Raw genomic sequence first — 25,132 nt, forward strand, 5'->3', positions numbered from 1 at the left:
ATCAGAATACCTTCAGGCGGATATCGAATCCGGCGGTGATTGTACGCGTCGGGGGCACGAGCACTCCGGTCGATGCCGGTGTGGTGCGCTCGTAGCGGTAGAAGCCTTCGATGGTCAACTGTTGATTGATGTCGTAGCTAAAGCGCGGTTCGATCACTGTCTTGGTGATACCACCGTTGCTCGTCCCGGCCGGGTTCAGCAGGATATCCTCGAATGTATAGTACACATCGCTCGATATCGTCTTGCTGAAGTTAAAGGTCGCCCCAAAATTATTCTTCAGATTCAGTTTGAGGAATGGGATCGATAACCCTTGCTTCTGGAAGTTTGCATTAATACCGAAGGTCGTCGACAGCCGCGACGTAATCCTTGAGAACGAATAGTCGCTCGCCCAGTCATTCTGCGTATCATAATTTGCGGAGACAGTCAGCTTCCCACCCCAAATCTTATCCCACCCGAGATCCAGCGCGGCAAGTGGTCGGAATGAATACGAGATCGTCTGCAACGTCGTCAGCTCGTCGACGTCGCCGGGATTGAGCTTGAAGACACGTTTATAGTTACCATTATACGCGTGACGGAACGATGCGCGATCGGCCCATTTGAAGAGCGGGAATTTCTCGAGGCCCGACCAAATGAACGAGTAGTTCAACCTCGGCAAATACTCGCGCAGAAAACTCGAAAACATCGGCAGCGTTTCAAAGCCCTCCATGAACGCCTGCTTTTGCAGATCATTCTTGAGCTTTGCATTCATTGTGTCACGGGCTGCTTTCGTGGTATAATTATGCGATGCCGCAAGGTCGATCCACTTCTGCGCGACACGTTCGATGCCGCTTTGGGATACATTGAGGAACGGCAACGGCGGAATCGACAAAAACGTCCGTGACACATCGCCTGTCTTGGTAACCTGAAGCGGAGTAATGCTTCCATCCGGCCCAATCAGTAGTTCATCACGCTCGTCATAGCCGAATTCCGCCTTCCAATTCAGACTGATCGATGCCCCGCTCCAGAGTGGACGACTTGTAGAAAGCTCGAACATATTGGTCTGCGTGAAGACATCGTTGATGTCAATGCTATGTCCGAACGGGTCGGCTTGTCGTAACCCATGTCGTACCCCGAATTGGATGAACGGGAATTTCGGAATGAAGTTAATCAGCAACCGCCCGTGCGGGTCGGTGATCAAGCCAAGTTGGTATGCACGTGACGGCCCGTTACCATCGTCTTCCGGTGCGAATATTCCACGGGTAAGGAAGTTCGTAATTCCGGAGCCACTACCCTGCAATGCACCGTTGAGGCTATAGTTATTTTGTATAAAGTTGAATCTGGTACCGTTCCAATCGGTAAAGGGCGTTTGAATCAGTGCTTTTGCAATATCTCGCGCCGTGACCGACGGCTCTTCTTCGACAACTTGTTCTTGAAGCTGTGGCGGGGCTACCGGCGTAAGCAACGTATCGTTTACGCTCAGATCATCTTTGATACCTTCGGTACCAACACCAAGAACATGATGCAACGTATCAGTCGACGGGCCGGGCTTCTGCGAAGAGCCGGACTGTTTCTTCCCGGTATCCCCAGGAATCGGTAATGCAGACGGAGACTGTGGCCGCTGGCCCGGTGCATCGCCAATACGGCGAACGCCACCACGACGCTGGTCGAAAGTATCCGGCGCTTGATCTGTATTGTCGCCAAACACATTCGAGCCCGGTCGTTGTGCTTGTACAGCAGATTTCCCAGGTACCTTCCCCTTTCCTCCTGGTTGATCGCTCCCGAATACGTCAATTCCAAGTTCTCGCAGATTAAGCTCGAAGCCCGTATTGATCGTATTGCGCCATTGTCCTGTACGATCTCCTTGGGCGCCCGCTTGCGCGTCGAACCACTTATACTCGTTCGTATACGTAAAGACCGGGCGAATATACTTATCGACCCAGAATATCCACGGCAACCTCGGAGAGGTCGAAAGCTTAAATTTCTGAACCGCCAGATAGTCATGACCTGGGTTCACGAGCTTCCCGTGCGTAAAGAATATATCGCCGAGGATTGCTTTGAACGGACGCTGGTAAAAGTACACCGAATCGTACGGATACACCCAATTCCCGTTTACATCCTGATACGCCGAATCGTTTGGAGCATTATATGTCTCGAGCCCCGCCAAATTGCTTGCAACATCCAACGAGTAATCAATCACCGGTGAAAGAAATCCATTCTCCGTCAACTTCCACGTAAATGCCATCGACCGGTTCATGGTGAACGCCCGGTTAATAAATGGCTGGCGGCTATTGAGGATATCGATCGTATCCTGCGGCGTAGTGAACGGCGGGAAGACCAGCGTCGATATCCGATCGATGTAACTCAATCTGCTTCTCGTAGCGCTCACTCCAAGCGTGAGTCTACTGGGAAGGAAATTAATCTTCCAGTTCGCATAGCGCCCAATATCGAATGTTCCGCTTCCAACCCACGTCAGTGGCGAAACCGAGGGCGGCGACGGTATCGGGAGATCGTACCCGAGGCTTCCCGTCCAACTCCAATTACGATAGTACTCGTAGATCGGCGAGCGCGTATACTCCTCGCCATATCCAAAGCCGTAGACAAGGCGATTGACGAAGAGCGGAAGCAGGAAGAATCTCCCAGGCCACGTAAATTGCACTCCGGTCGCGCTAATCGCATTGCGTACCGTCAGTGTTTCCGTTGTCAGCGTGATCGAGTCGGTGAGTGCCCTCGCGCTTTCTTGCGTAATATTTCCGGCCGAAGCAGCAGAATTGATCTTGTCGATCGCACTCTGGACCTCCACATCTGTATTGGGAACATACTTCGGCTTTAAGAGCGACTCGGTATGTGAAATGACGAGTGGGAATTTCGTCGCGCGTTCGAGCCATGTCGGGAGAATCTTCTGCATTTGGAATTCACCCGTAATCCCCCAGCCACTTGTGAGCGCACGTGTTATATTAAAGCGCTCATCGACTCGGTGAAAGTCCGGTCGCTCATACAAGAAATTCGTCGTAACGGTGCCGAACTCGGCAAGCTTTGTCTGGATGCTGCCGTTCATTGCATAATCGGACTTGTCGTTCGCATCCAGCAAGCGGAGTTCGTCGAACCACACCTCGGTCGTCAGGCATGTATCCGGTGTCTCGTTATCAACGCCAAGCACGAAGTACGGGGCATTGGTGATATTTGGGCTACCGACCACCGTATAGAATGCCCCGACATTACCATCGTTCACCGCTTCCGAAACTACCGTAGATGGATCCCGCTTGGTGGCCTTCAATGCCGCGAGCGCGCCAAAATCGACGTGAATGTTGCTCCAGCCGTTCGTGAGCGGTCTGCGGTATTCGTAGTAGTTATACTTATCTCCGCCAAAACGGAAGTACACCCATACCCGATTGAACGTATCGGTAACGGTTGTCGGAGCCCCATCGCCGCCATGAACCCAGATGGCCATCGACCGGTAATTGAACAGATCGTTCGGAGTCGGGAATATTCTGACCGCTTCGCGTCGCGAATGACTCTTGACGCACTTCAATTGCAGAGCAATCGACTGCTCATTCCCATAGACAACGGTTGCCTGACCTGCAAGCTGGTCACGTTGTGCCCCAGGAGGTGACGAATAATTTGTCGGGGGGCCTTGATTATTTTCAACGCTGACGTAATTGACCGAGAATGTCGTATCGCCAACCGGATTAGTCGGATTCAAGCCAACCAGCCCGCGTGTCCATTGGCTACCGAAGAGCCCGATGTCGTATAAACGGATATGTACCCGTTTTGAAAAGCCAGTAAACCACAGTCGATAATACCGGAGATTTGAAAATGCCGTATCGACGCTGCCCACCGTTTTGGCGAACGAGGTCAGCGGTATTCGGAATTGATACCATGTGTTGTTGGTATTGCCAATGATGAACGGGTTATTCTGTGGATTCAGCGGTATCTCATACTCATAATAGCTATTATCGACATCCAGTGTCGCGTTGGCATTCAGATCCTCAGTATCCGGCAATCGCACGCTGCCACTGACAGCATCGTTCGAGTTGCCCTCTGTGCCGTTAATGTTATCATACACTTGCGAATTCGTTGTGTATGAGTAATCATCGTGATCCGGGTCTGCTTGCGTGCCGTTCGGATCATACCTTGCATGCTCATCGGTATTTGAAATTGTATCGAGACCGTTATCTTCGCCCGGATCGTAGCGGCCGTTTCCGTTTTTGTCCTCGGTCTCGAGTTTTCCGTCCGGGATCACATCTTCACTAATTGCTCCCATATCGAAGCGCAGCTTGGCTGACGGGAAATCCGCTCCATCGAGTTCTTTGACGTTCATCCAGAATTCGATTGCGTCCGTATTCGTCGCGGCAACATTGAGGCCCTGCTGATACTGCATCAAGCCATTCCAGGTATTCGTCGGTACCTCCGTCGAATCCGGATGATGGTTATAAATACCGTCGCGACGATTCGGGTCGAAGACGACATCGAGTACCTGGGCCTGGGTTGCGGGATCCGCTACGCTTTTGTTCGGGATGATATCGCGGATCGGTGTATTTGCTGGTTGTTCGACATACCAGAACGCCTTCGACTTTCGAGCCACGATCTGCGAATCGGCAAGTCCGCTCGAAACAAAGTATGGCACTTCGGCCGGGATCGACGTTGCGACCCAGCGGGCATAGTTCATCGACAAGGGAAACTCATTGCGACCGCCTTCGAAATCGTCGAGGTAGGCGATACTTGCACCATTATCCACCGACATTGGTGATTTCTCGGTGTTCGGGTTCGGCAGCGACAGTGCAGCATCGAACTTGAACGTCATTTCCGACTTGTCGCGAAGATTAAAGATCGGCAACGCATTCAGAAGATTCGTTAACCCCGGTAATGAGATCTTGTAGCTGGCGTCGGTGCCCAGGATCATATTGGACATCGGCTCTTCGCCTTGCCGTGTTTTGATCGTCGGCAAGTGCATTGAATAGTTCATCAACGAGAACCCAAGCAGACCGTGGTCGACGATCGGCAGTTCGGCGCGAAGACCGACGAGCGTCTTGGTCGATGTCGTGAAGATATCGTGCGTATCGTATTCGACGTTGATCTGTCCCGCCGATGCGAGGTCGGGCTTGAGCAAGGTCAGGGTTCCGGAATTCACGTCGACACGATAGTCCTCGTTCTCGACCAACTGACGACCGCCGACACTGACGCGAACACTTCCCTCGACAATGTTAAATGCATTCAGATTGATGATCGACGATGTACCGCCGGAATATTTGACGTCGATCGAGATGTAGTTGTTCTTCGTCAGATCGGTGTCTTTCAAATTCTCATGCGGCTTCGTATAGATGACCGGATAGTAGAATGTCGAATCGCGGCGGTATGCACTATTGAGACGACTTTGTTGATTCTGGAAGTCGATAATCCGGTTGCCGAACGGTTCAAGATATGGGAAGATGATCGTTCCGGTGCGGCTATCGAGCAAGGCCGATTGCCCGCTAATCACGTCAAATGCACCGTCGGAGCCCGGTGCACCGGAGGCATTATTGAATCGGTCGAGCCCCATTACCGAAATGGATTTCACCAGTCCGGTTGCCGAGCGGACCATCTCGTACGCAGTACCGGTTGGAAATGTGTAGGCGATACGAACACTCACCGATTTCGGATCGACGTTCGTTGCGCCAACATAGTACGAATTCTTCAACATATCTCGCCACTCAGGGGCCGTGGCACCTGCCTGCATTAAGTATTGGGGCTTCAAGAGCTTCAGCACCACCGGCGTGGTATTGTCGCCGTTGAGCGTACCGACGAGTTCGCCCACCCGATCGTTACTTTGCGATAGGATGTAGCTGACTGCATAGATATCCTGCTCGGACGGCTCCTGGAATAATGTAATTACGCCCGTCTTCGGGTCGACGCTATATTGACTCGTATCAACCTTCACCATAAGCGCTTGGGCGAAGAGGTTTTTGTTATTATACGGAGGTACGTTCGTCGATGCTGGGTAGCGGTAGGCATCGTATGATCCACCAACAGCTTTAGAAACTGGTGGAAGGTCGTAGTACATCACCGCCGAGCGCTTGCGAACATCCGTCGTATTGGTTGTGCTTCGCCACAGTTCGACTGTCGGAGCCGAGACGACATCCGGGTAGTTCTGGCCGAGCGGTGACGTCACCGAGGAATAGATACGCTCGTAGTTCTGGATGAACGAAGAATCGAGGAAGAAACGGTTACGGCGATAGTTTGCAGGCTGGATGGTAAAATCGGTGCCACTCGACGACCCAGGCCCGCCACCGAACGATTTCGATTGACGCTCGCCTTTTTTCTGCGCAGCAATGGCGGTCAGGTACATCGGGCCGAACCGCATTACGCCCTTGAATCCGAACAGTGCGGATTGTACGCCGATATACTTCGAGGGTGTATTGAGCGATACGTTACCGGCCTCGACACTTTGAATGATCTCGTCCGGATATCCTTGATAGCTCAGCTTGAACAAATTGTCGAACGAGAACTGACGAAGGCTCCCGAAATCGGTATTGATCTTCACCTTGTCACCGATCGAGCCGCTGAGACTCATATTGACTTCCTGCCGGAAATCGAGCCCCGTTTCGGAGCCGGAGAAATAGGCACCTGTCGTCTGGAGAAATTGATTATCACGATACGCAAGGTGGATCGCAACATCGCCGTTGACGCGAAGATTGATCGACGGCTTACCGAAGATTGTCGGGACGATCGATGGCGGAATCGGAATAGAGATGGAGTTATAATCGCTGAGCACTCCGCCCGGTCCTTGTTGCTGTGTGCCTGTAGCTCCCGGCTTTCCGCTCCCTCCTGCACCGCCGGAAGCAACGTAGCTTTGCGCACTCTTTCGATACCCGTCGCGCATCTGATCGTCACGCTGACCGTCGACGTACTGATCGATCGTGTATGTTTGAGGTGTCGTTACATCGACGCCCAACATTTGGTCGTGGATCGTAACATTGCCGGCGGAATCGAACTCGACCTTCCGCAGAATCGGCGATGGTGGGAATTGACCGCCATATTGCGACGTCAGCTCGGCAGAAGGATGATACGGTGAACGAGGGTGGATAACGATGACACTATCTTTGCCTCCGAATGACGGGACTAACCCACCGAAGAAATCCTTCACCTTGCTGACCGCATTCCCGATCGACTCGGTAAGGGAATCCATCTTACTGACCGCTTCGACTTTCGAGGTATCGGCAGGGGTTTGTTCTTTCGTGGTCGTACTCTTCTTCAGACCGGCACAGGAATCGAGGAGAACCGAAGATCCGAGCGCCAGGACAAGAATACATGCACCGAATGACCAGGGCTGAAGAGCCCGGTGTCGTGGCAAGAATCCGATATAGCGCAGTATGGCCCGCGTCACGTGCAGGTTGGGTCGATCGAACTAGCGTGCTGCGCCGCTCACTGCGCCGCAGATGAAAAGTACCGAAATTATAATAACTTACCTTTCGGTGAATACTGTCGCAATCCTTCGATAGACTCCTCCGTGAATGGGTTACTGTCAGCGAAAACTAACAGTGGGGCATTTTGGGCCGTTCCGGTCATTCCTGGACCATCCGATAAACCGCAAATCCCGTTGTGAATTGAATCATTTGAGTTTATACTCACGTTAAATCCACGGATGGGTTTCAACGAACACGGTGCATCTCTCGATACCCCGCTCAAGCGAAGCGGCTGGGCGACGTCGTTCCGGCTCTGGCGCTATATCCTCTCCGCGCACATTGGCCCATTTCTGCTTGCCTTCGTGGTGACAATGTTCGTCTTCCTGCTCCAATTCCTGATGCGTTTCATTGACAAAATCGTCGGGAAAGGGTTAGGCTGGTGGACGATCATGCAACTGATCGCCCTCAATCTTGCGTGGATGGTGGTGCTTGCGCTCCCGATGGCTGCCCTTGTCGCCAGTCTCATGGCGTTCGGATCGATGTCGTCGTCGCAAGAGGTTACTGCAATGAAGGCTTCCGGCGTGAGCTTTTTGCGCATGCTCTTCCCTGTGCTGGTCGCAGCAAGCCTACTGGCCTATGCCGATCTGTGGTTCAATAATGAGGTCTTGCCAGACGCGAACCATCGCGCAAAGGATCTCATGACCGATATCCAGCGCAAGAAACCGACGTTTGTCGTACGGCAAGGCGAGTTTACCGATCAGGACGCACTGCCTGGGTATTCGATCCTTGCCCGCCGTACGTTCGAACAATCGAATAATCTCGAAGGGATCGTGATCTTCGATCATACAGCACCTAATGAGACAAAGGTCATTACGGCCAACAGCGCGACGTTCTCTTTTACGCGTGACTTCTCCAACCTGGTCATGAACCTGCGTGACGGAGAATTCCACCAGGCGCCGATTACCGCCGGGACCGATTATCGCAACGGACATTTCAAAACATATCAGGTTCGGATCCCAACCTCGGGCTACGATTTCATGCGGCAAGAAAGCTCGGATCGTGGTGACCGAGAACTTTCAGCGAACGATCTATTGAAGTATGTTCACGCTCGTGATACCATCGCCGCCAAACAGCTTGGGGCGCTTCGCACAACGATCCATCGCTTCGTCGTTGCAGTGAACGAACCGACACCCGACTTGCAACCCGTCACGAAAGATACCCTGCATAAGCTTCCACGCCAGGTCGGTTCGGGTGTGCGGCAGAACCTCTTCGAAGTTTCGAGTCTCGCTGCGCAGGCGAACGGTACCCTACTCGACGCCGGAAGCTACATGGTGGAGGTGCATAAGAAATATGCGCTGCCCGTGGCATGCCTGATTTTCGTCCTTGTCGGCGCTCCGCTCGGAGCATTGGCGCGGCGAGGTGGTATTGGCGTCGGCGTCGGATTTTCCATCGGATTTTTTATTCTCTACTGGGCTTTCCTCATCGGTGGAGAAAAGCTCGCAGATCGCGGTATTACATCACCGTGGTTCGGAATGTGGAGCGCAAATATCGTCCTCGGCGTGTTAGGTACATACCTGATTATCCGTGTCCTGACCGAGCGAACGGGCGTCGGCATCTCGTTCGCACCACTCATTCGCTTGTTCCGTAAACGCTCATGAAGTACTTCCTACTTGGTTTGGTGTCCGCTGCGATATTCGCATCCTGTTGCGACCCCAAAGCGCGCAATTCATTTCCTCTGGTAATCGATTCATCCTACAGCGTTCAATCGGTGAAGGATGCCAAAGTACCGGTCCCTCCTGATTACGTTCTCGACTCGGGATATTACCCGATCTATTCGATTGATATTAAGAATACCGGCACCGAGGCAGATACGTTTCGGCTGGTCATTTCACCGCCATACTCCGGCCAGTATGTCGTCACGCCCGATTTTCAGCTTACGGACAAACACTATGTTGAGCCCGGACAGACTGCGACATTCAGAACATACGGTCCAGTTCCGCCGAACGCGCTCGACACAGCAAAATATAGATACCTGTTCTTCTTTACCTCGACACCCGACAGCGTGAGTTTGCCGATCTTTCGACCGTGGGTCCAAATATTCTACGGCAAATCGATTGACGGACCCGAGACGTGCGGAACCCCAGAAACCAGCCTGGATGTGAATGTGGACAACCTCGGGAAGAAATAACCTTGCCCTGACTGTAACACCGCATGACAGTCAGTTCGCGTCATAGCAGCTCGGTATTTACGGCATTCTTCCGGTCGGAGGCAACGGGGGGAATCGTGCTCATTGTGACCACGATCGTTTCGCTCGTTCTTGCCAATTCTCCGCTCGCCGATCACTTCACGAGTATCATCACGCAGCCCGTTTTGCTGGAGCACAACGGTCACACCTTAACCATTCTCGATTGGATCAATGACGGGTTGATGAGCTTATTTTTTCTCGGCGTCGGTATGGAGATACGACGCGAACTCACTCGCGGAGAACTCTCGACACCTACTGCCCGGCGACTTCCCGTCATTGCAGCGATTGGCGGAATGGCGGCCCCTGCGCTGATCTATCTTGCAGTTGCGGGCAATGGGGTGGCTGCTCGAGGATGGGCGATCCCCTCGGCCACGGACATTGCATTTTCGCTTGGAGTACTGTCGCTTCTCGGTGACCGTATCACGCGATCCGTGAGGATCTTCGTAGCAGCACTTGCGATCATCGATGATCTTGGTGCAGTAGTAATCATCGCGCTCTTCTACGGCGGGTCACTCTCTCTCCCCTATCTCGTTGCAAGTGTGGTGTTGATACTGTTGATATGGGGCATCGCACACCGTGGGACCGCCACACTGTGGCTCATACTATTTACGGGAGTTGTATTGTGGTATCTCTTACTCCAAAGCGGCATTCATCCAACGCTCGCCGGAGTGATGACAGGTCTTCTGCTACCTGCATCTCAGATACAGGAGCAGTTTGAGCGCCGCCTGAATCCTATAATCGCATTTGGGATCGTCCCACTTTTTGCACTGGTGAATGCTGCCGTTCCGATTCACGGTAATTCGATGATTGAGACCATCACTACAGGCGCGGGACTCGGGGTGTTACTTGGGCTCATCGTCGGCAAGCCTGTTGGAATTACCGTTGCAGCGCTACTTGCTCGTGGAAGGTCAGCGGGATCGTCGATACCGATCAAACAACTCGTCGGTGCTGCGATGCTCTGCGGAATCGGCTTTACGATGTCGCTCTTTATCACCCAACTGGCATTCACGGCCCCGAACCTGATCGATCAGGCGAAGCTAGCGATTCTCTGCGGATCGTTGCTTTCCGGAATCATCGGGTATGCGTATCTTCGGGTGTTCGGGTCTACGGAAGTGTGAAATCGAGTGAGACAGGCTTTCCTGCTTCGATATGCACCTGTTGCTGCTTGACGAAATCCGGGCCTCGTTTGTACGATTGAATTCTTCCCTCGCCATCTTTCACCAACTCGACAGTCCAGTTGTCTCTCCACAATGAGATCGTGTAATCGCCTGCCGGTATGTCCGTGATCGAATAGCTGCCCTGTGCATCCGTCACAGCATAGTATGGATTCTCGGCGACATACACATATCCTCGCATCCACGGATGCACATCGCACGTGACGGCGAGTAGTCCGGGGGTCTTCATCTTCACTTCGCGTGCCGGCGAGCTTTCGGGCTGTGCCTCATTAACGATTGTCTCTGTGCCCTTCGTAATATGGAAATTATGCAACGCCGCATCAGAATTGGCGACGACGATCGACTTCCCAACCGGCACAGCGAGTATATGCGGAATAAACTCACAACCTTTCTGATCGACCTCCCACTTCTGTTCGACGAAGGCCTTGCCTTTGGATATATGTTCGATCGCAACCACGCACCCGCCGATCCCATTGCCGCTGCCAAGCGCTCCAGGGTTCGGATGCGAGGTACCGCACACATCTTGATCCTTCTGTGTCTCGAGCATTGAGGTCGCCGGATGCTCGCCAACCAACATCACGTGGCCACTGACAGAACCACCTGAAGTGACGTTCTCAACACTATACCCCGAAGCAGGTGCCGCAGAGTCATCCTCTGCTTGTTTTTTTGAGCATCCAACCAAGAAGATACTTGCGACAATAATCGAACGGGTTAGAATCGTCATACGATACTCAGATATGGAAAAGCCCCGGTCGCTGTGAGCGACCGGGGCTTTGGTTGAATATTACTCGATCGCCTTACTTTGACGCATACTTGTGAAGCTTCTTCGTATGCATGAGCGAACTCGTCTTCTTCGCGTCGGCAGCAGGCTTCGTAAGCATACTTGCGGCTGTCGGCATTTCAGTCCGCTGCATGGCGGCTTCGTAATCGCCGTTCGGAAGCACGTACTTCGCGCTACCGTTGATAACGGCATACGGCGTCGCCGTAATCGTGGCATCCGTCCCGATCGATTCGAGATAATCCTTTACAGCCTGGATCTGCATCTTGTAATCGCCGCCGAGGATTTGCGGATCTGCAGCAGCCATCTTGCCGCCGCTCACCCAGAATGCCGTCATCGGTGTACCAGGCATGACGGAGTCAGGGCGACTGATCCATGTCGTGATCCAATCCGGCCGCAAGCGCTTCTTCACGTTCGCAAGGTTCGGTGCCTTTGCGGTCGCTTCGCCGGTGGTGCCGACATAGTGACACGACAGACATTTCAGCTTATCGAACATCTCCTTCCCATGCGGCACCATCGATGCATTCGCCTGATACTCATAGTTTGTCAAGACGAACGGACGCTTATGCAGACCGAGGAAGTAATTCGTCGCTAACGAGATATCGTCGTCGCTGAAACCATAGCTCGGCATGCGCATCTTGACAAGCGGACGGATTTTAACCGGTCCTTGCAAGAACGTATGCAGCCAGTTTTCCTGAACACGACTTCCTTCCGGTCCAAGGAACGGCGGAGTGAAGTACGCGATGTTCTGATCGCCGGCATACTTTTCGTTAATGAACTTCGCAACGTATCCGCCGCCCGATTCGATCTTATGACAGCCGACGCAGTTGTTCCAGTAAGTGAAGAACCGCCCCTTGTCAACCGCCACCTGATTCGCTTCCGTCTTCGAATCTCCGTATCCTGGCGCAACATAGACGCCGGTTTGTGAACGCAGGAATACCGAAAGAGCGTATGCCTCCTGCGTTGACATCTGGAAGTTCGGCATTTTCTGTGTGATGCGCTCGGTCGCATAGATGCGCGAGTTCATCATCTTGCCGACAGTCCATGTGTACCAATCCTGGCTTTCGTGAATCTCCGCTTCATCGACTTGTCCGAGCGGTAAGCCTGCCTTTTCGAACGTATGGCGCCAGCCTTCGAGCACCTTTCCGTCAAGGTCACCGTAGAAGAGCTCACCGGGTGTCTTCTTGCCGAACGTAGAGAGGCTGACCGAGACCTTCGATTCCTTTTCGAGTCCCTTGATCTGATGACAGCCGAAGCATCCGTAGCCCTTGACAAGCTTTTCGCCGGCAGTGATATCGGCTGCATTGGTCAGGCTACCGGTGAAGCCGGTCTTTACGGAGTCGTTCGAGCCTGTATGCTGCATGAGATATGCCGTAAGGTCGGACGCCTCATCGTCGCTCAGACGCAAGCTTGGCATACGAGAATGCGCCTGGTAGTTCTTCGGGTTCTTGAGCCAATCGAAGAGCCATTCAGCGGTAACTTTGGATCCTTCCTTATTGAGGTTCGGACCGAAACTGTTTCCTTCTTTCACGCGCATGAGATCATCCGACTTGTAGTCGTCGATCGAATGACATGCAACGCAACCGGCATCGAAGAACGTCTGCTTTCCTTTGAGCGCATCTCCGCCACCCGAGCGATGTGCGAGCGGCGCATAGTTCGACTCTTTCGAGCGATCCATAATAAAGGCCGTGACCTGACGTGCTTCCTCGTCGGTAAACATGAAGTTCGGCATGCGTGTCGAATGCGACCATCCGCGCGGATTCTTGATCCACTGGTACATCCAATCTGCCGTGACCTTCTTCGATACGTTTAGCAACGACGGCCCCTGACCCGTCTGCTCTTCCAGCCCCGGCATCGGATGGCAACCATAGCAGCCAAACCCGATAAAGAGCTTCTTCCCCATCGAAATATACTTTGCGTCCTCGAAGTCAAACTTCCCGCTGTGACAGTTCTGACAGGACGATTCCACGTAATGACCGGTAAGCAGTGGCTGCGACCAATGCCGTTCGAATCCGTGTGCAAATTCTTCCGAGACGATCGATTGGCCCTGTCCTTCGTGACACGACGTACAACCGAGCACACCAGGCGCCGTCGGTTCGCCAACGCGGTGCTTCTTGATCATCAAGTCGACGTTCGGGTGCATGCGATAGAGCGCCGAGACGACTGCAACGACCGTATCGCCGTTTGTCTTGATCTTGTAGTGTTCGGGATCGTTATACTTATTCGCCTTTTTCCAGTTCGCTATCTCGGTCTTGTCGCCCGAGATAAGGGTATCGTTCTTGAACAACGGGTCGGCATAACTCAAGTGGCACGTTTCGCAACGGTCAACGCGCATCTTGAGGTTATTGAAGTTCGTCTTCTCGTAGTTATAGAGAACGGTCTGTTTGACCTGAATAGGCATCTTGTCAACCGCTTCGATCTTACGATCGATCGCGATGACACCGGCGAATACGGAATCATACACAGACTGTGCAGCCTTCACACGCTTCTGGACCGCCTGAACGTTCGCCGCAAAATATGCATCTCGCTTTGCCTGCAATCCGTCCACGACCGTCTTCTGGGCAGCCATGTCCTTCTCGAGCTCGCGAAGCTTATGGCCGTCGCTGGTGGTGTCTTTATGCTGGATACGATCCTCGTCAAGCACATAATATGCTTCGTCGGCACGACTCTTGGTAAAGGTGTAATCGCGCTTTGCTTTCGCGATCTCCTTATCCATATCGTCAAGCTTCGAGAGCGATGCGGTGTACTTATCGCCTTCAAGAGCGTTCTTCGCGGTGCTCAGTTCTTTCCGAACAGACTTGCGAACGTCGATGGCGATCTTCCCAAGCTCCTTCTTGCGCTCGATGTGCAGACGAGCGGTCTTGAACGATTTGAAATCGGCCTGAATATCCTTCCACGGGCGTCGGGTCATTGCTTCGTCGAGCACTGCCCATACCGTAAAGGCAAACAGGAGCAACGAAAGAATGCCGTAGATCTTCGTATACGAGCGCTGCTCGACCGGAATGCTTCGGCGCACGGCAAACCACTTTGCCGGATTCCACCACGGAGCTTTCTTGGGCGCTTGATTGGTCATACTCATACTTCGCTATATCGCTACCAGAGTTCTAAACTCGATTAGATATTGAAGAACAGGTCGTGTCCGAAACCGAACACCCACACGTACTTGATGTTAAACATCAGACGCAAGAACATCTTGATCGGCAGGCCCGCCATCATCATAAAGAGCACAGCGGCCGTACCGTACTTCCATACACCCATCTCTTTGAGCACGGGGCTCTTGGTTTTGTACTTTTTCCAGATGTACATCGGCACACCAACCAGCCAGCCGCCGATCAATGCCATACCAAGGAACACCTGCAACAGATTGAAGCTGCCATCGATATTCTTACTTGGGATGCCCATCGCCTCGAACAAGTCCACGTTCGTTAGCGCAACGACTCGATGCGTGTCCCAGAATTCCCATGGCCAGAAGAAGTACCATCCCGGACCGCGCATAAACGTGCCCAGTACGATGAGCGCTACCCACAGGATCAAAAAGCCGATCGAAAAGACGCTGATCGCGAACGGACGCTCCTTAAACGTATAGTAGCCATTCCCTTTCGGATTAATATCGATATATGGGACAAGAATCAATCCGAGAATGATAAATGTCGGCAGCATCACGCCAGCGATCCACGGATCGAAATACACAAGCATTTCCTGTAACCCGAGGAAGTACCATGGCGCTTTCGACGGATTCGGCGTCAGCGTCGGATTGGCGGGCTCTTCAAGCGGTGCGTTGATTTTGATCGACCACACCGTGAGGATGATCATGACGATAATCGTCACGAGGAATTCGATCTTCACGAGGTACGGCCATGTCTGCACCTTATCGGCCTGCTTTGCTTCTTCGATCCCATAGCGATCGTTGCGGCGAGCTTGTTTATACGCTAGCCAACAGTAGAACGCGACGAAGAATATCATCAGCACGATCGGCACATTGTCCGGGACGCTGACGATCTTCCAAAAATTCTGTAAACCTTCCATTGCTGTAAACTAGAAGTGTGTAGGTTCTAAATTCGTCGTTCCTGTACGTGGTCGCTTACTTCTTCAGCCAGGGCGGTGCAGGCTTTCCAGCAGCCGGAGCCGCGCCACCGGCGGCCGGTGCGGCTGCAGGAGCTGCGGCAGGCTTCGGTGCGGCCGGTGCCTTTGCAGGCGCCGGAGCTTTTCCGTTACCATTGCTCGAAACACCCTTCACCTGACCGATGCGACGCTCAGCCATTTTCTCGGCAATGTACTTCGCGCCGGCGCTCGCCTTCGTATCGACGACCGGGCCGGAAATACCGCCGTCTTTGCGGACACGCCAGAAGTGAACAGCCATCAACGTGGCAGCGATAAACGGCAGGAAAATACAGTGACCGACATAGAAGCGAAGCAGCGTCGGCTCGCCTACCATCGTTCCGCCAAGCAGGATAAAACGAATATCGTTATCCGGCCGCAGACCGAGGTAATTCGAGAACGGTCCTTCGGAGCCTTGCAGCGGTACTGCACGCGCCATGTTCGTACCCACTGTGACCGCCCAGATTGCGAGCTGATCCCACGGCAAGAGGTATCCCGTGAACGACAGAAGGAACGTCAGCAGAAGCAGAATAACACCAACGCCCCAGTTAAACTGGCGCGGCGGCTTATACGAACCTGTCAGGAATACACGGAACATGTGCAACATGACCGTCATGACCATCGAGTGCGCACCCCATCGGTGCATATTTCGAATGATCGGTCCGAATGCAACGTCCGTCATGAGGGCCTTCATATCCTGAAACGCGAAGGCTTCCGTCGGACGATACCAGAACATCAGGATGATGCCGGTAATCGTCAGGACGATGAAGAGCAAAAAGGTAATTCCGCCCATGCCCCATGTGTAGGCATAGTTGGTGGCGTGTCGGGTAACGCGAACCGGGTGCAAATGCAGAAAGACGTTGTCGACGATCTGCAGTGCGCGGTTACGCTGGTTATCCTGGTACCCGTGCCGGAAAATGGACTTCCACGCTTCATGCTGCGTGATGTCCTTTTTCAGCTTCTCAATTGGCGGCGGCTTCGGTGGTACGAACGGTAGTTTCAGTGCCATACTTTCTCTTGAGACGCTTGATTGTTATTACACTTTGATGAATGCATCCGGTTTGTCCCAATCGCCGTTCTCAAAGCGATAGGTCGTGCCCTTATCGACGAGCAGTTCGCCGGTTTCGGTGAGCGTGATCTTGGCGCGCTCGAGCGGACGAGGTGCCGGTCCTTCGAAGTTGATTCCTGCAAAGGTGAATCCTGACCCGTGGCAGGGACATTTGAACTTATTCTCCGCAGCAAGCCAGCGGGGTGTACAACCGAGGTGCGTACAAATCGCGACGAGTGCGTATATCTTCTCTTCGTCGCGGCAGATCCATACACGCTCGGTGTCTTTATACTTTTCGGAGACCGTATCCGTCAAGTACTCGTTCGGCATGCCCGCCTTAAACACCTTCGGCGGTTCGTAGAGCGTGCGCGGGAACATCATGCGCAACGCGCCGACGGTTGCAATGGTAATAAAACCAAAGAAGCCCATCCAGCCGGATGCACGCAGGAAGCTGCGACGTCCGAATTCCCACGTACCCGGATCGTCCTCTTGCTTCGGAAGCGGCTTGGCCATCCGCACCTTCTCGGGCGGTGTCGCCTTGCGGGCAGTTGCGGAAGAAGGGTCAGCAGCTTTTGCCGCAACTTCCTTCAGTTCTTCCGGTGCATTCTTCATCGGAGGCATATTCGGCGTACTCGTCGGATGAGTACCCGCCTCTTCAGGACGAGGGATCTCCAGAAATGGCAGATCCGCTAATTGTTCGCTATTCTTGATATCGTCAGCCATGGTCTATGACATCTCAAACTTGATCACACCACATCGATCGTCTATGTACGATCAATAGGTCACACCCATTTGACGAGCTTCTTCGAGCACGTCGGAGTCGATCATTTCGATCGTCTCCCATGGGCAATACTTTGCACAGAGTTTGCAGCCGATGCATGTGGCTTCGTCGATCATGACGACGCCGTTGACAGCAGCATGCGGGTTATACTCAAGGATATGTTCCGGTCCGGGTATATGGTAGATGCAGTCGACCGGACAGAACTCGACGCAGACATCGCACCCCGTGCAGCCTTCCATGTGCACGACGGCGAGTAGTTTTGCTTTTTTCTTTTTGGCTGGAGCTGCGGCAGGTGCCTCGGCGACGGCCGTTGCAGCGGCAGAAGCGGCCGCAGGTGCAGCAGCCGCAGATGCGGGGGCGGCAGGTGCTCCTGCGCCCGGGCCTTTGATCGAACGGTCAGCCCCCTGTTTGAGCCACGGCGGGACTGCCCCAGATACTGGTCCTTGAGCCATCAGAGTTCGTTACGAGCTTCTCAAATCGAGCGTCGTGGGAATGAGTGTGCGTATAACAAGTTCTACACAACGCTTGTTCACTTCGGCGACCGCTACCGGAGCAGACTGGCCAAACCCATGGGGTTATGGTTCATCATCTGATCCGACACCGGCCCGCATTGTGGGCGCTGAGGGGTTCGAACCCCCGACCTTCTCGGTGTAAGCGAGACGCTCTAAACCAGCTGAGCTAAGCGCCCGACATTCGTCGAGTCTCTGTCCAGAGAATTACAAAAATACAAACAGAATCAAAATACAGTGGGAAATTCGGGAAATTGTGGATAGTGGCGAGAGACTACCCTTCGATGATACAGCCCTACCGTGAGCGTACGGTACGCTCTAATACAGCCTGATGAGCGGCTGTTCCATCTTCATTAGTGCCGTCAAGGATCAATTTATAGAGGTACGTACCGTTGCCGACCTCGTTGCCATTTTCATCGCGGCCATCCCACTCGATCGCATTAATGCCTACCCGTTGATTGGATGTGCCCTGGGTGAGTGTTCGTATCTTTCGACCCGCAATCGTATAGATCACGACCTTCACCTCCGACGTCCCGGATGCGGTGAGTCGATACGTAAACCATGTCTTATCCTTGAACGGATTCGGATAATTCATGACTTGTTGCAGCGAGTTCTTCCCTGCAACCACAAATTCAAAATCTACGGTATCAGTCTTGTTGCCGCTTGCATCGATAGCCCAAGCGGAAAGATCGTACGTTCCGGGCGCAAGCCCGCTGTCACGAGATGTAAGGAGCGTCGCCTGTATTCCTCCGGTTGGCAACGTCGCAAACGACGTACTGAAGCCCTCGGTTAGTTTTCCGCCCTTGAATATCCAGGGGGTAGTCGCAGGTGGATCGATCTGGATGAGCATCATCCCAATTGCACTCGAATCGGATACTCGCACCGGATTTGCATCGAACAATCGCGCATTGATTCGAACCTTCGATGCGACATTGTCCCGCGAATTGATATGATGGTCGTCGAAGAGCACATCGATCGTCGGTTTAAGGCTGTCGCGCAGAACATGCAGCGTAGCAGAAGCGGCATTGTTCAGGTCCGACTCCTCATTCACCGCCATACCAGGGTTGACGATTGCCGTATAGACCACATCGCCCAGTAACCCATACGTGGTAATGCTATCGACAAACGTTGTACTGGCATGTCCGGAGAGATGATCGATATTGTGTCGGGCGAGTGTGTCGTTCTTTCCCCCAAATGATCGCACAAGGACTACCGGAATGTTGGAGCCGTCAACACACAGCAAATTCGAACAGCTATATCGGATCTGCGCGGACAGACCCTCCATAATAGAGGTAGGTGTGAGCGAAAGCAGCATCGGATCCAGGAAGAATTCCGGCGCTAGGTCATATTGAAGATCGAGCGACGTGAACGCCGGACTCGAAAGCGTTATCGAGTCACGTTCGATCGTCAGTGCAATTTGGATCTGATCGTACGTCCGGGGATCGATAGTCGATAGGTCGGCGGAATTCGCAATGAGACCATCGAGCACTCTCACCGTATCGACCTGTCCCGTATGTTTGCGCGAGCCTAACACCAGCAAGCGTACGGCACTGTTCGGTGTCACGTTCGATGTGCTCCAGCGCAGTGTACCGTAGGCACTCGCGGCACTGGTGGCCGGGAACAGTGCTCTACCCTGCTTCCGAGTGATCCGTACCGTATCAAGGAGATGCACCCCATCCTTTCCTGCGACAGCGATCTGTTCGCGGGCTTTGCCGCTATCGAGCCCCTTCTCGCCAATGAGCGCATACGAACCGAAATACGGCAGCGTGACCATACCACCGGCCGAGCCGAGTTGCTGAAGCGCTGCGGTCACTTTCGGATTGGTTGTAAAGCCGACGATGAACGGCTGTAGGTTCGTGAGCACGATCGCTTTCGTCGCGTTCGGCAAACCGGCGATAATCGTCGAGAACGAATCGGCAAGCATCTGGCCATAACCAACCGAATCGTTATGTGCATTCTCGAACTCGAATACCGATTGCAGGCTTTGCCCGTCGTTCGAAAGCACAAGCAGCATCACTCCATTGAAGAACCCCCCGTCGGCCACGCGACGAGTCTTATACAAAAGTGTCGTATCGTTCAAATAGACATGTCCCGATGGAAGGAGATTCACATTCGTATCCTGAAGGCCTCGCGCCTCGATGTCGTAGCGAACCTCTTCGTTGTTCGGCAGCAACAATGCGCCGTTAGCCTGATCCACTACGAGTCCGGTAACGACGGTACGAGCGAGTTGATCGGGAGTCGTATACGACAACGATGACCTCTCCTGTGTTAGCCGAATCGAGAAACTCGAAGCTGGCGACGGTTCGTCCGGTTTATTTTTCGGATGTGCGATCGTCCTCCACCATATCACTCCACTACTCGGATTCGGAAGATCAGCAGTTGCAATCATCCGCGAATAATATGTCTCGCTGTCTGTGGTGACCTCGAACAGTGTCCGTGGGTTCGTAAATGCAACCGTCGTATCAGCCTGAACATCGAAGCCGGTGAGCGCTTGGGGCGATGGGACGGTAATGCTCACACGAAGCGAGTCCAAACGGATATCGCAGAAATTTTTCGCACCTTCCGGCGGAAAGACGATCTGCGTATAGCCTCCGGAGACGGAAAAGGAGACGATCGCTTCGTTATCGAGTTCGTTCGTTTCGGGAAATTGATTCAGCGAATCGATATAGATATGCAGCGAATGAAGTCCGATACTCGATGTATCGAGTGTTAATACTTCCGTAAGCGTGACGGTCGTGTCGAACACCCCGATCGTATCGCGTATCGTCGACGAATTGCCATTGACCACATCGGTGATGGAAACTATCACCGGGGTGGTCGCCGAGTATCCGTAATTATGAAGTGTGGCAGTGATCGAAACCGTCGAATCGAAAATACTATAGGTCGAACGTACCGTACCGTTCGACGACTTCAAACTGACATCCGAGGCCTCGATGTGAAATTCCGGCTGCGGCCGGAAGCTGAAGCCAAGCGCCGCGTCGCCAAGGACTGTGTATTCAAACAACGAATTGTCCTGTCCGTACTGCAATCCCAGATTTGCAGAATACACCGATTGAATGATCTTCGAAATCGTACAGATCGTCGGGAAGTTGATGACATGTGCGCCACTCCTCGGCAAACGTCCGATAATGGTATCTTCCTTCATGAGTTGGAAGATTCGGTTCGACATATAAAAGTCGTAGTCGACTTCCCCGAATCCCGTCGTGCCGAACGTCATGATAACCCCGGATGAAGCGCTTCGCAGGAAGGACTCGTTGAGCGAGATCAGATTCGGTTCTGCAAATGCGCCCGTTCGGCAGGATAGCGTAAGAAAGACTGGGTACATACCTTCATTGCGAAGCGTCCCAACCTCCGGCATCACTATATCGGTAATGAACGGCGCTCCGTGACCGAAGAAGTACATGAAGCCGATCCCGCGCTGAAATGCCGACTGAATCTCTTCGATATGATCCGCATCCAGACTATTTGAAAAATTTGTGCGGCGAATCATCGACGTTCGGGCATTCATCGGTGGAGCACTGATAAATGCATAGTTCGGATCATGAATAGAGGCCCACGCATCGCCGAACAATCGTGAATTTTCAAGCGGGTCACTGCCACCAATGACAAAGAGCATGTTCCGATTCCAATCGGCAGGCGGACGTGTTTCATACTCGACGATCTTCCGAACCGCCGCCTCGGCTTCATCCGGTGTTTCTACCGAGATGCGGCCGATTACCATGTTCGAGACAACCGAGTCGGGAAACCCCGTTCCTTGTGCGGCAGTGAAATAGTAGTCGCTCGACGGTACGCCGAAGGTCGGAACGAAGTCCCGATGATTTGTCGTCGGCATTGATACCTTCGGATCCCAGGTTCCATCCCCCATCAGCGTCACAAACGACGGCGGCACGCCAGGATACTGTTGGTACGCGAATTGCAGATAGCGTTGCAACGCCTCGGGGACGTTCGAGCCAAAGCCGAACGCATCGAAAATAGCGTCAGTCGTAACGACTTTCGTGCGAAACCCGTCACTCGTCGCACGACGAAGCGCTAATGCATCGGATGCATGCTTGAAGCTTGGGTGTGTAATAATGATGTAATCTGCCCCTGAAGACGTATCGAGCAAGGACGCGATCACCCCAGTCCTGTCCTCTACTCTATCCGGGGAGAGGAACGTCGACGACGTCGCCGCTGCAACGTGGAGCAACTGCGGCAACGAGGCAACATTGTAATGATAATCATTACCGCTCGACGACACCGGTGTGGAGCGAATTCTGCGATCAAGATCGAATAGGGTCGGGGCTCCATTACTGCTACTCAATTTAACAGAACGATCCCCCGAAGTCAGATCGCATATATACGACCATTGACCTTTTGCTATGGCCGTGTCACTGGAAGGGGCAAGCGGAGATTGAAATGAAAGTTCGGTATAATCGAGGTACCAGGAATCCTGATTATTATTCGGGAAGAGGATACTGACAACATTACTCCCGCCGTGTAGCAGCCCCATTGGCACACGGAGTTGCACGAGATCCTCATCAAAATCGGTGAATACGGCATCGGAGATTTTCGTGCCATTGACCACGACGCGGCATGTGTGTGTATCCTGCTGCACAAGCTGTTTAGACATCCCGCGCACAAATACACGCAGATCGGCAAACTGCCCAGCAGTATCGGATGCAAATGACGGGAGCACGAACGTGTCCAGAACAGAGGTATTGTTATTGCGCATGAACTGCCATACAAACCGCTCTCCGGGAATCCAGTTGTATCGGTGCAACGTGGTCGATTGATCCGATACTTCATCGCCGCCGTAGTAGTTGAGATCTCGCTCGTGGTGCATCGTCACGATCCCGCGGTCGAGCGTTTGACCGGGCGAAACAATGGCCCCTTGCGTATAACGAAGCGGGGGCGTCTGAGAGCGATTGCTCGTGGTCAGAAAGTATGCATTCGAATCGGTCTCCCAACTATAGTACTCATTCGGGAAACCCGGATACCGCTCGCCATAAAATTCAATGGCTGTCAGCACTCCTGCGCTTGCGTCGACCCAGATCGGTACCTCTTTCCCGTGATTCATCAGTCGGATCGCATCCGGCTGCCAGTTTGCCACACTCTGATTGCCCGAGCGGGTAATCAATTCTTGTGCACTGATGCGATATAGCCCTGTTCGCGTGACGGTCAGCTTGATATACGGGGCGGACGGATCGATCCACGCCGACACAGTCGTGTCGAACGTCCCTCCATTTACAAGTGTACGCGGCGTATTCTTGGTCGGCAGTGAATGAAATGGGGCTGCAAAACTGGCCAGATCGTTTGCATTCGCAACCATCGCTCTATATGCCGCGTCAAACGCGGGATCAAGGCTCGTTGCCGTCGACGGTGCAACCGGCGCGTCGAGATCGAAACCTACTTGCACGGAAAATTTTGTTCGGGCGCGAACATCATCCCCCGCTACCTGTGCAAGCGGTATCGAGATGGTCACGAACCGAACTCGGCGGAAACGCGCCGTCCTCGAAATCGACACCGTGCGACCTAGCCCCGTTGTGGAATACACCGAAGCCGAATACACACGCGGTCCAATACTGTCGCGAATGTGGGTCGGCGCCGGTGCAAGCAGCGCGTGTTGCAGAAGTTGTTCATCGGTGGAGACGATCTGTGCTCGGAGGTTGCGTGCGCCAAGAGGGATGGCAAGCGTTACACCCACAGTCGGGATCTCGGGGGCACCGGGCCGTCGGATTGACGAAAGCAACGTCCCTCGAGGCATGGAAGTCGGCGATATCTTGGCCCACCGCAGCACGGAGAACGTTCGTCCGTCGGCCTGTTCAATCTTCTCGGTACATGGGGTCGTAAATGCACGGCCGAGTGAACCCAAGATTGTGATGGTGCCCTGCTTGCCGCTCAGGTTGGTTTTCAGTTCGATTGGGCTGGCACTGACCGATTGCCCCACGTGTCTGAGAGGTGGTGCCGGACGAGCAATGAATCTGGAACGGGGTACCGGATGCTCCCGGTGGCTCTCAACAGGACGTCGAACGAGTCTTGCATTCTTCTGAGCGAATGCAACTCCCCCAAGCAGTACATAACCGAGCAGTACCGCGAGAACTGACAACAAAATAGGACGGGGTACGCGACCTCTGACGATCATGAACGATACAACCTCAATCCGGGACAATTCGTTAGACTAGGGAAAGATTACTGCCCTTAGTTGAGTTTGCTATACGCGTCCTCGTAAAAATTCGCGTGACCCGGATCGAGATACTTGAGCTTCCGGAAATACACATCCGCATTGTCTTTGAACCACCGGCCAAAATCAGCCAGCTCCGTGTATTTGGAATTAAACATCGTCTTGAAAAAGACACTTCTGTCGAGGTCCGAACTACTGCGTTTGATTTCGATGAGTGTATCGATTATCCCTGCGTACGCATTCCGGGCTCCGTCTTCATCGGACATCATCCGGTCGAGAACGTTTACATGATAGCTCTGCCAAAGATCTCGGATGACCCTCGTTCCGGGCGAAGCAAGGTCTTCGACATACCCGACACGGGAAAATGCACCGCTGGAGGTAACCAGTCTGTCCCATCCCGCCCCGCTTGCGGCATTGGCAACGAGCGCAGCCTCCTGCGCATGCTGAAATGCCACCGAGCCGAGTTCGGGGGTGTAGGAATCCTGATCGAGTCCGATGATAATTTGCGCGTAATAATCAAGGACACTCTCAAGATCTCGGTAATTGCCCGAATGTTGCAGTGCCATTCCACGCGTATAGTCGAAGGTTACATTGTCATCGAGGAAACGGGCCATCGTCGCAAGCTGTGTCGTGCCCGCGATCGGGCGGACGCTCTGGACAAAGAGTTGGACATTATAGGAAGAGCCGTTTGAACCCTTGATATTGAATGTCATGGTACACTGAATTTTCTGACCCGAAAAGTTTGTTGTCCACGCGTACGTGTTGAGATATGCTTCGACATCCGTGGCGAAACCATCCCACACGATACGCTCTTCGGTGCTCAGCGCTTGTGTATTGACGTTGACCTTGCAATTGAGTTCTTGCGAGTATGCTGCACCTGTCATGGCGAGCAGTACGACGAACAGAACGAGATGACGAAGAGTATTCATGCGACTATGTGCAATGATTGGCATTGATGCCTCTGGGTACGTAGTACAAAA

12 protein-coding genes and 1 tRNA gene are annotated in these 25,132 nt (G+C 53.2%); 3 read left to right on the plus strand and 10 right to left on the minus strand.

The features are described 5' to 3' along the window. Window position 1: 1 nt before the first annotated feature. Window positions 2-7,339 carry a cell surface protein SprA gene (gene sprA / locus JSS75_05800; protein ID MBS1903199.1) on the minus strand — a complete coding sequence of 2,446 codons (7,338 nt, stop codon included), beginning with the start codon at window positions 7,337-7,339 and terminating at the stop codon, window positions 2-4. Window positions 7,340-7,597: 258 nt separating this feature from the next. Between sprA and JSS75_05805 the strand changes: the two genes are divergently transcribed. From JSS75_05805 to nhaA, 3 genes are read left to right on the plus strand one after another with little or no spacing between them, the layout of a single operon-like run. After that, on the plus strand, window positions 7,598-9,016 hold the full coding sequence (locus JSS75_05805) for an LptF/LptG family permease (GenBank protein ID MBS1903200.1): 1,419 nt from the start codon (window positions 7,598-7,600) through the stop codon (window positions 9,014-9,016). Further along, a complete protein-coding gene (locus JSS75_05810) occupies window positions 9,013-9,546 on the plus strand; it encodes a hypothetical protein (GenBank protein ID MBS1903201.1) in 534 nt (177 codons plus the stop codon). Before JSS75_05805 ends, JSS75_05810 begins: the two co-directional genes overlap by 4 nt. A 23-nt stretch (window positions 9,547-9,569) precedes the next feature. Then, a complete protein-coding gene (gene nhaA, locus JSS75_05815; GenBank protein MBS1903202.1) occupies window positions 9,570-10,721 on the plus strand; it encodes a Na+/H+ antiporter NhaA in 1,152 nt (383 codons plus the stop codon). Here nhaA and JSS75_05820 read toward each other — a convergent pair. The 9 genes from JSS75_05820 to JSS75_05860 form a co-directional block, all read right to left on the minus strand. Then, entirely contained in the window at window positions 10,708-11,502 is a 795-nt protein-coding gene (locus JSS75_05820) for a hypothetical protein (protein ID MBS1903203.1), read from the minus strand. The genes nhaA and JSS75_05820 overlap by 14 nt on opposite strands. 73 nt (window positions 11,503-11,575) lie before the next feature. Further along, on the minus strand, window positions 11,576-14,629 hold the full coding sequence (locus tag JSS75_05825) for a c-type cytochrome (protein MBS1903204.1): 3,054 nt from the start codon (window positions 14,627-14,629) through the stop codon (window positions 11,576-11,578). A 41-nt stretch (window positions 14,630-14,670) separates the two neighbouring features. Beyond that, on the minus strand, window positions 14,671-15,582 hold the full coding sequence (locus tag JSS75_05830) for a cytochrome C (GenBank protein MBS1903205.1): 912 nt from the start codon (window positions 15,580-15,582) through the stop codon (window positions 14,671-14,673). 55 nt (window positions 15,583-15,637) lie between these two features. Then, window positions 15,638-16,663: a cytochrome b N-terminal domain-containing protein gene (locus JSS75_05835; GenBank protein MBS1903206.1), complete on the minus strand. Its 1,026-nt coding sequence runs from the start codon at window positions 16,661-16,663 to the stop codon at window positions 15,638-15,640. Window positions 16,664-16,690: 27 nt separating this feature from the next. Further along, window positions 16,691-17,215 (minus strand): Rieske 2Fe-2S domain-containing protein, encoded by a 525-nt coding sequence (locus JSS75_05840; GenBank protein MBS1903207.1) that lies wholly within the window; start codon window positions 17,213-17,215, stop codon window positions 16,691-16,693. Between the two features lie 261 nt (window positions 17,216-17,476). After that, window positions 17,477-17,935 (minus strand): 4Fe-4S binding protein, encoded by a 459-nt coding sequence (locus tag JSS75_05845; GenBank protein MBS1903208.1) that lies wholly within the window; start codon window positions 17,933-17,935, stop codon window positions 17,477-17,479. 161 nt (window positions 17,936-18,096) lie between these two features. Continuing rightward, a tRNA-Val gene (locus JSS75_05850) sits at window positions 18,097-18,171 on the minus strand. A 116-nt stretch (window positions 18,172-18,287) separates the two neighbouring features. Continuing rightward, window positions 18,288-23,918: a T9SS type A sorting domain-containing protein gene (locus JSS75_05855; protein ID MBS1903209.1), complete on the minus strand. Its 5,631-nt coding sequence runs from the start codon at window positions 23,916-23,918 to the stop codon at window positions 18,288-18,290. A 251-nt stretch (window positions 23,919-24,169) separates the two neighbouring features. Then, complete coding sequence (locus JSS75_05860) at window positions 24,170-25,081, minus strand: DUF4835 family protein (protein MBS1903210.1); 912 nt, start codon at window positions 25,079-25,081, stop codon at window positions 24,170-24,172. Window positions 25,082-25,132 lie beyond the last annotated feature (51 nt).

Source organism: Bacteroidota bacterium (genome assembly GCA_018266755.1).
In the GTDB taxonomy this organism is placed as follows: Bacteria; Bacteroidota; Ignavibacteria; order Palsa-1295; family Palsa-1295; genus JAFDZW01.

Coding starts and splice junctions, on each gene's coding strand:
- JSS75_05840 (MBS1903207.1), bottom strand. CDS start 17,215: ATGGCCAAGCCGCTTCCGAAGCAAGAGGACGATCCGGGTACGTGGGAA.
- JSS75_05825 (MBS1903204.1), bottom strand. CDS start 14,629: ATGACCAATCAAGCGCCCAAGAAAGCTCCGTGGTGGAATCCGGCAAAG.
- nhaA (MBS1903202.1), top strand. CDS start 9,570: ATGACAGTCAGTTCGCGTCATAGCAGCTCGGTATTTACGGCATTCTTC.
- JSS75_05805 (MBS1903200.1), top strand. CDS start 7,598: ATGGGTTTCAACGAACACGGTGCATCTCTCGATACCCCGCTCAAGCGA.
- JSS75_05860 (MBS1903210.1), bottom strand. CDS start 25,081: ATGAATACTCTTCGTCATCTCGTTCTGTTCGTCGTACTGCTCGCCATG.
- JSS75_05830 (MBS1903205.1), bottom strand. CDS start 15,582: ATGGAAGGTTTACAGAATTTTTGGAAGATCGTCAGCGTCCCGGACAAT.
- JSS75_05810 (MBS1903201.1), top strand. CDS start 9,013: ATGAAGTACTTCCTACTTGGTTTGGTGTCCGCTGCGATATTCGCATCC.
- JSS75_05820 (MBS1903203.1), bottom strand. CDS start 11,502: ATGACGATTCTAACCCGTTCGATTATTGTCGCAAGTATCTTCTTGGTT.
- JSS75_05845 (MBS1903208.1), bottom strand. CDS start 17,935: ATGGCTCAAGGACCAGTATCTGGGGCAGTCCCGCCGTGGCTCAAACAG.
- JSS75_05835 (MBS1903206.1), bottom strand. CDS start 16,663: ATGGCACTGAAACTACCGTTCGTACCACCGAAGCCGCCGCCAATTGAG.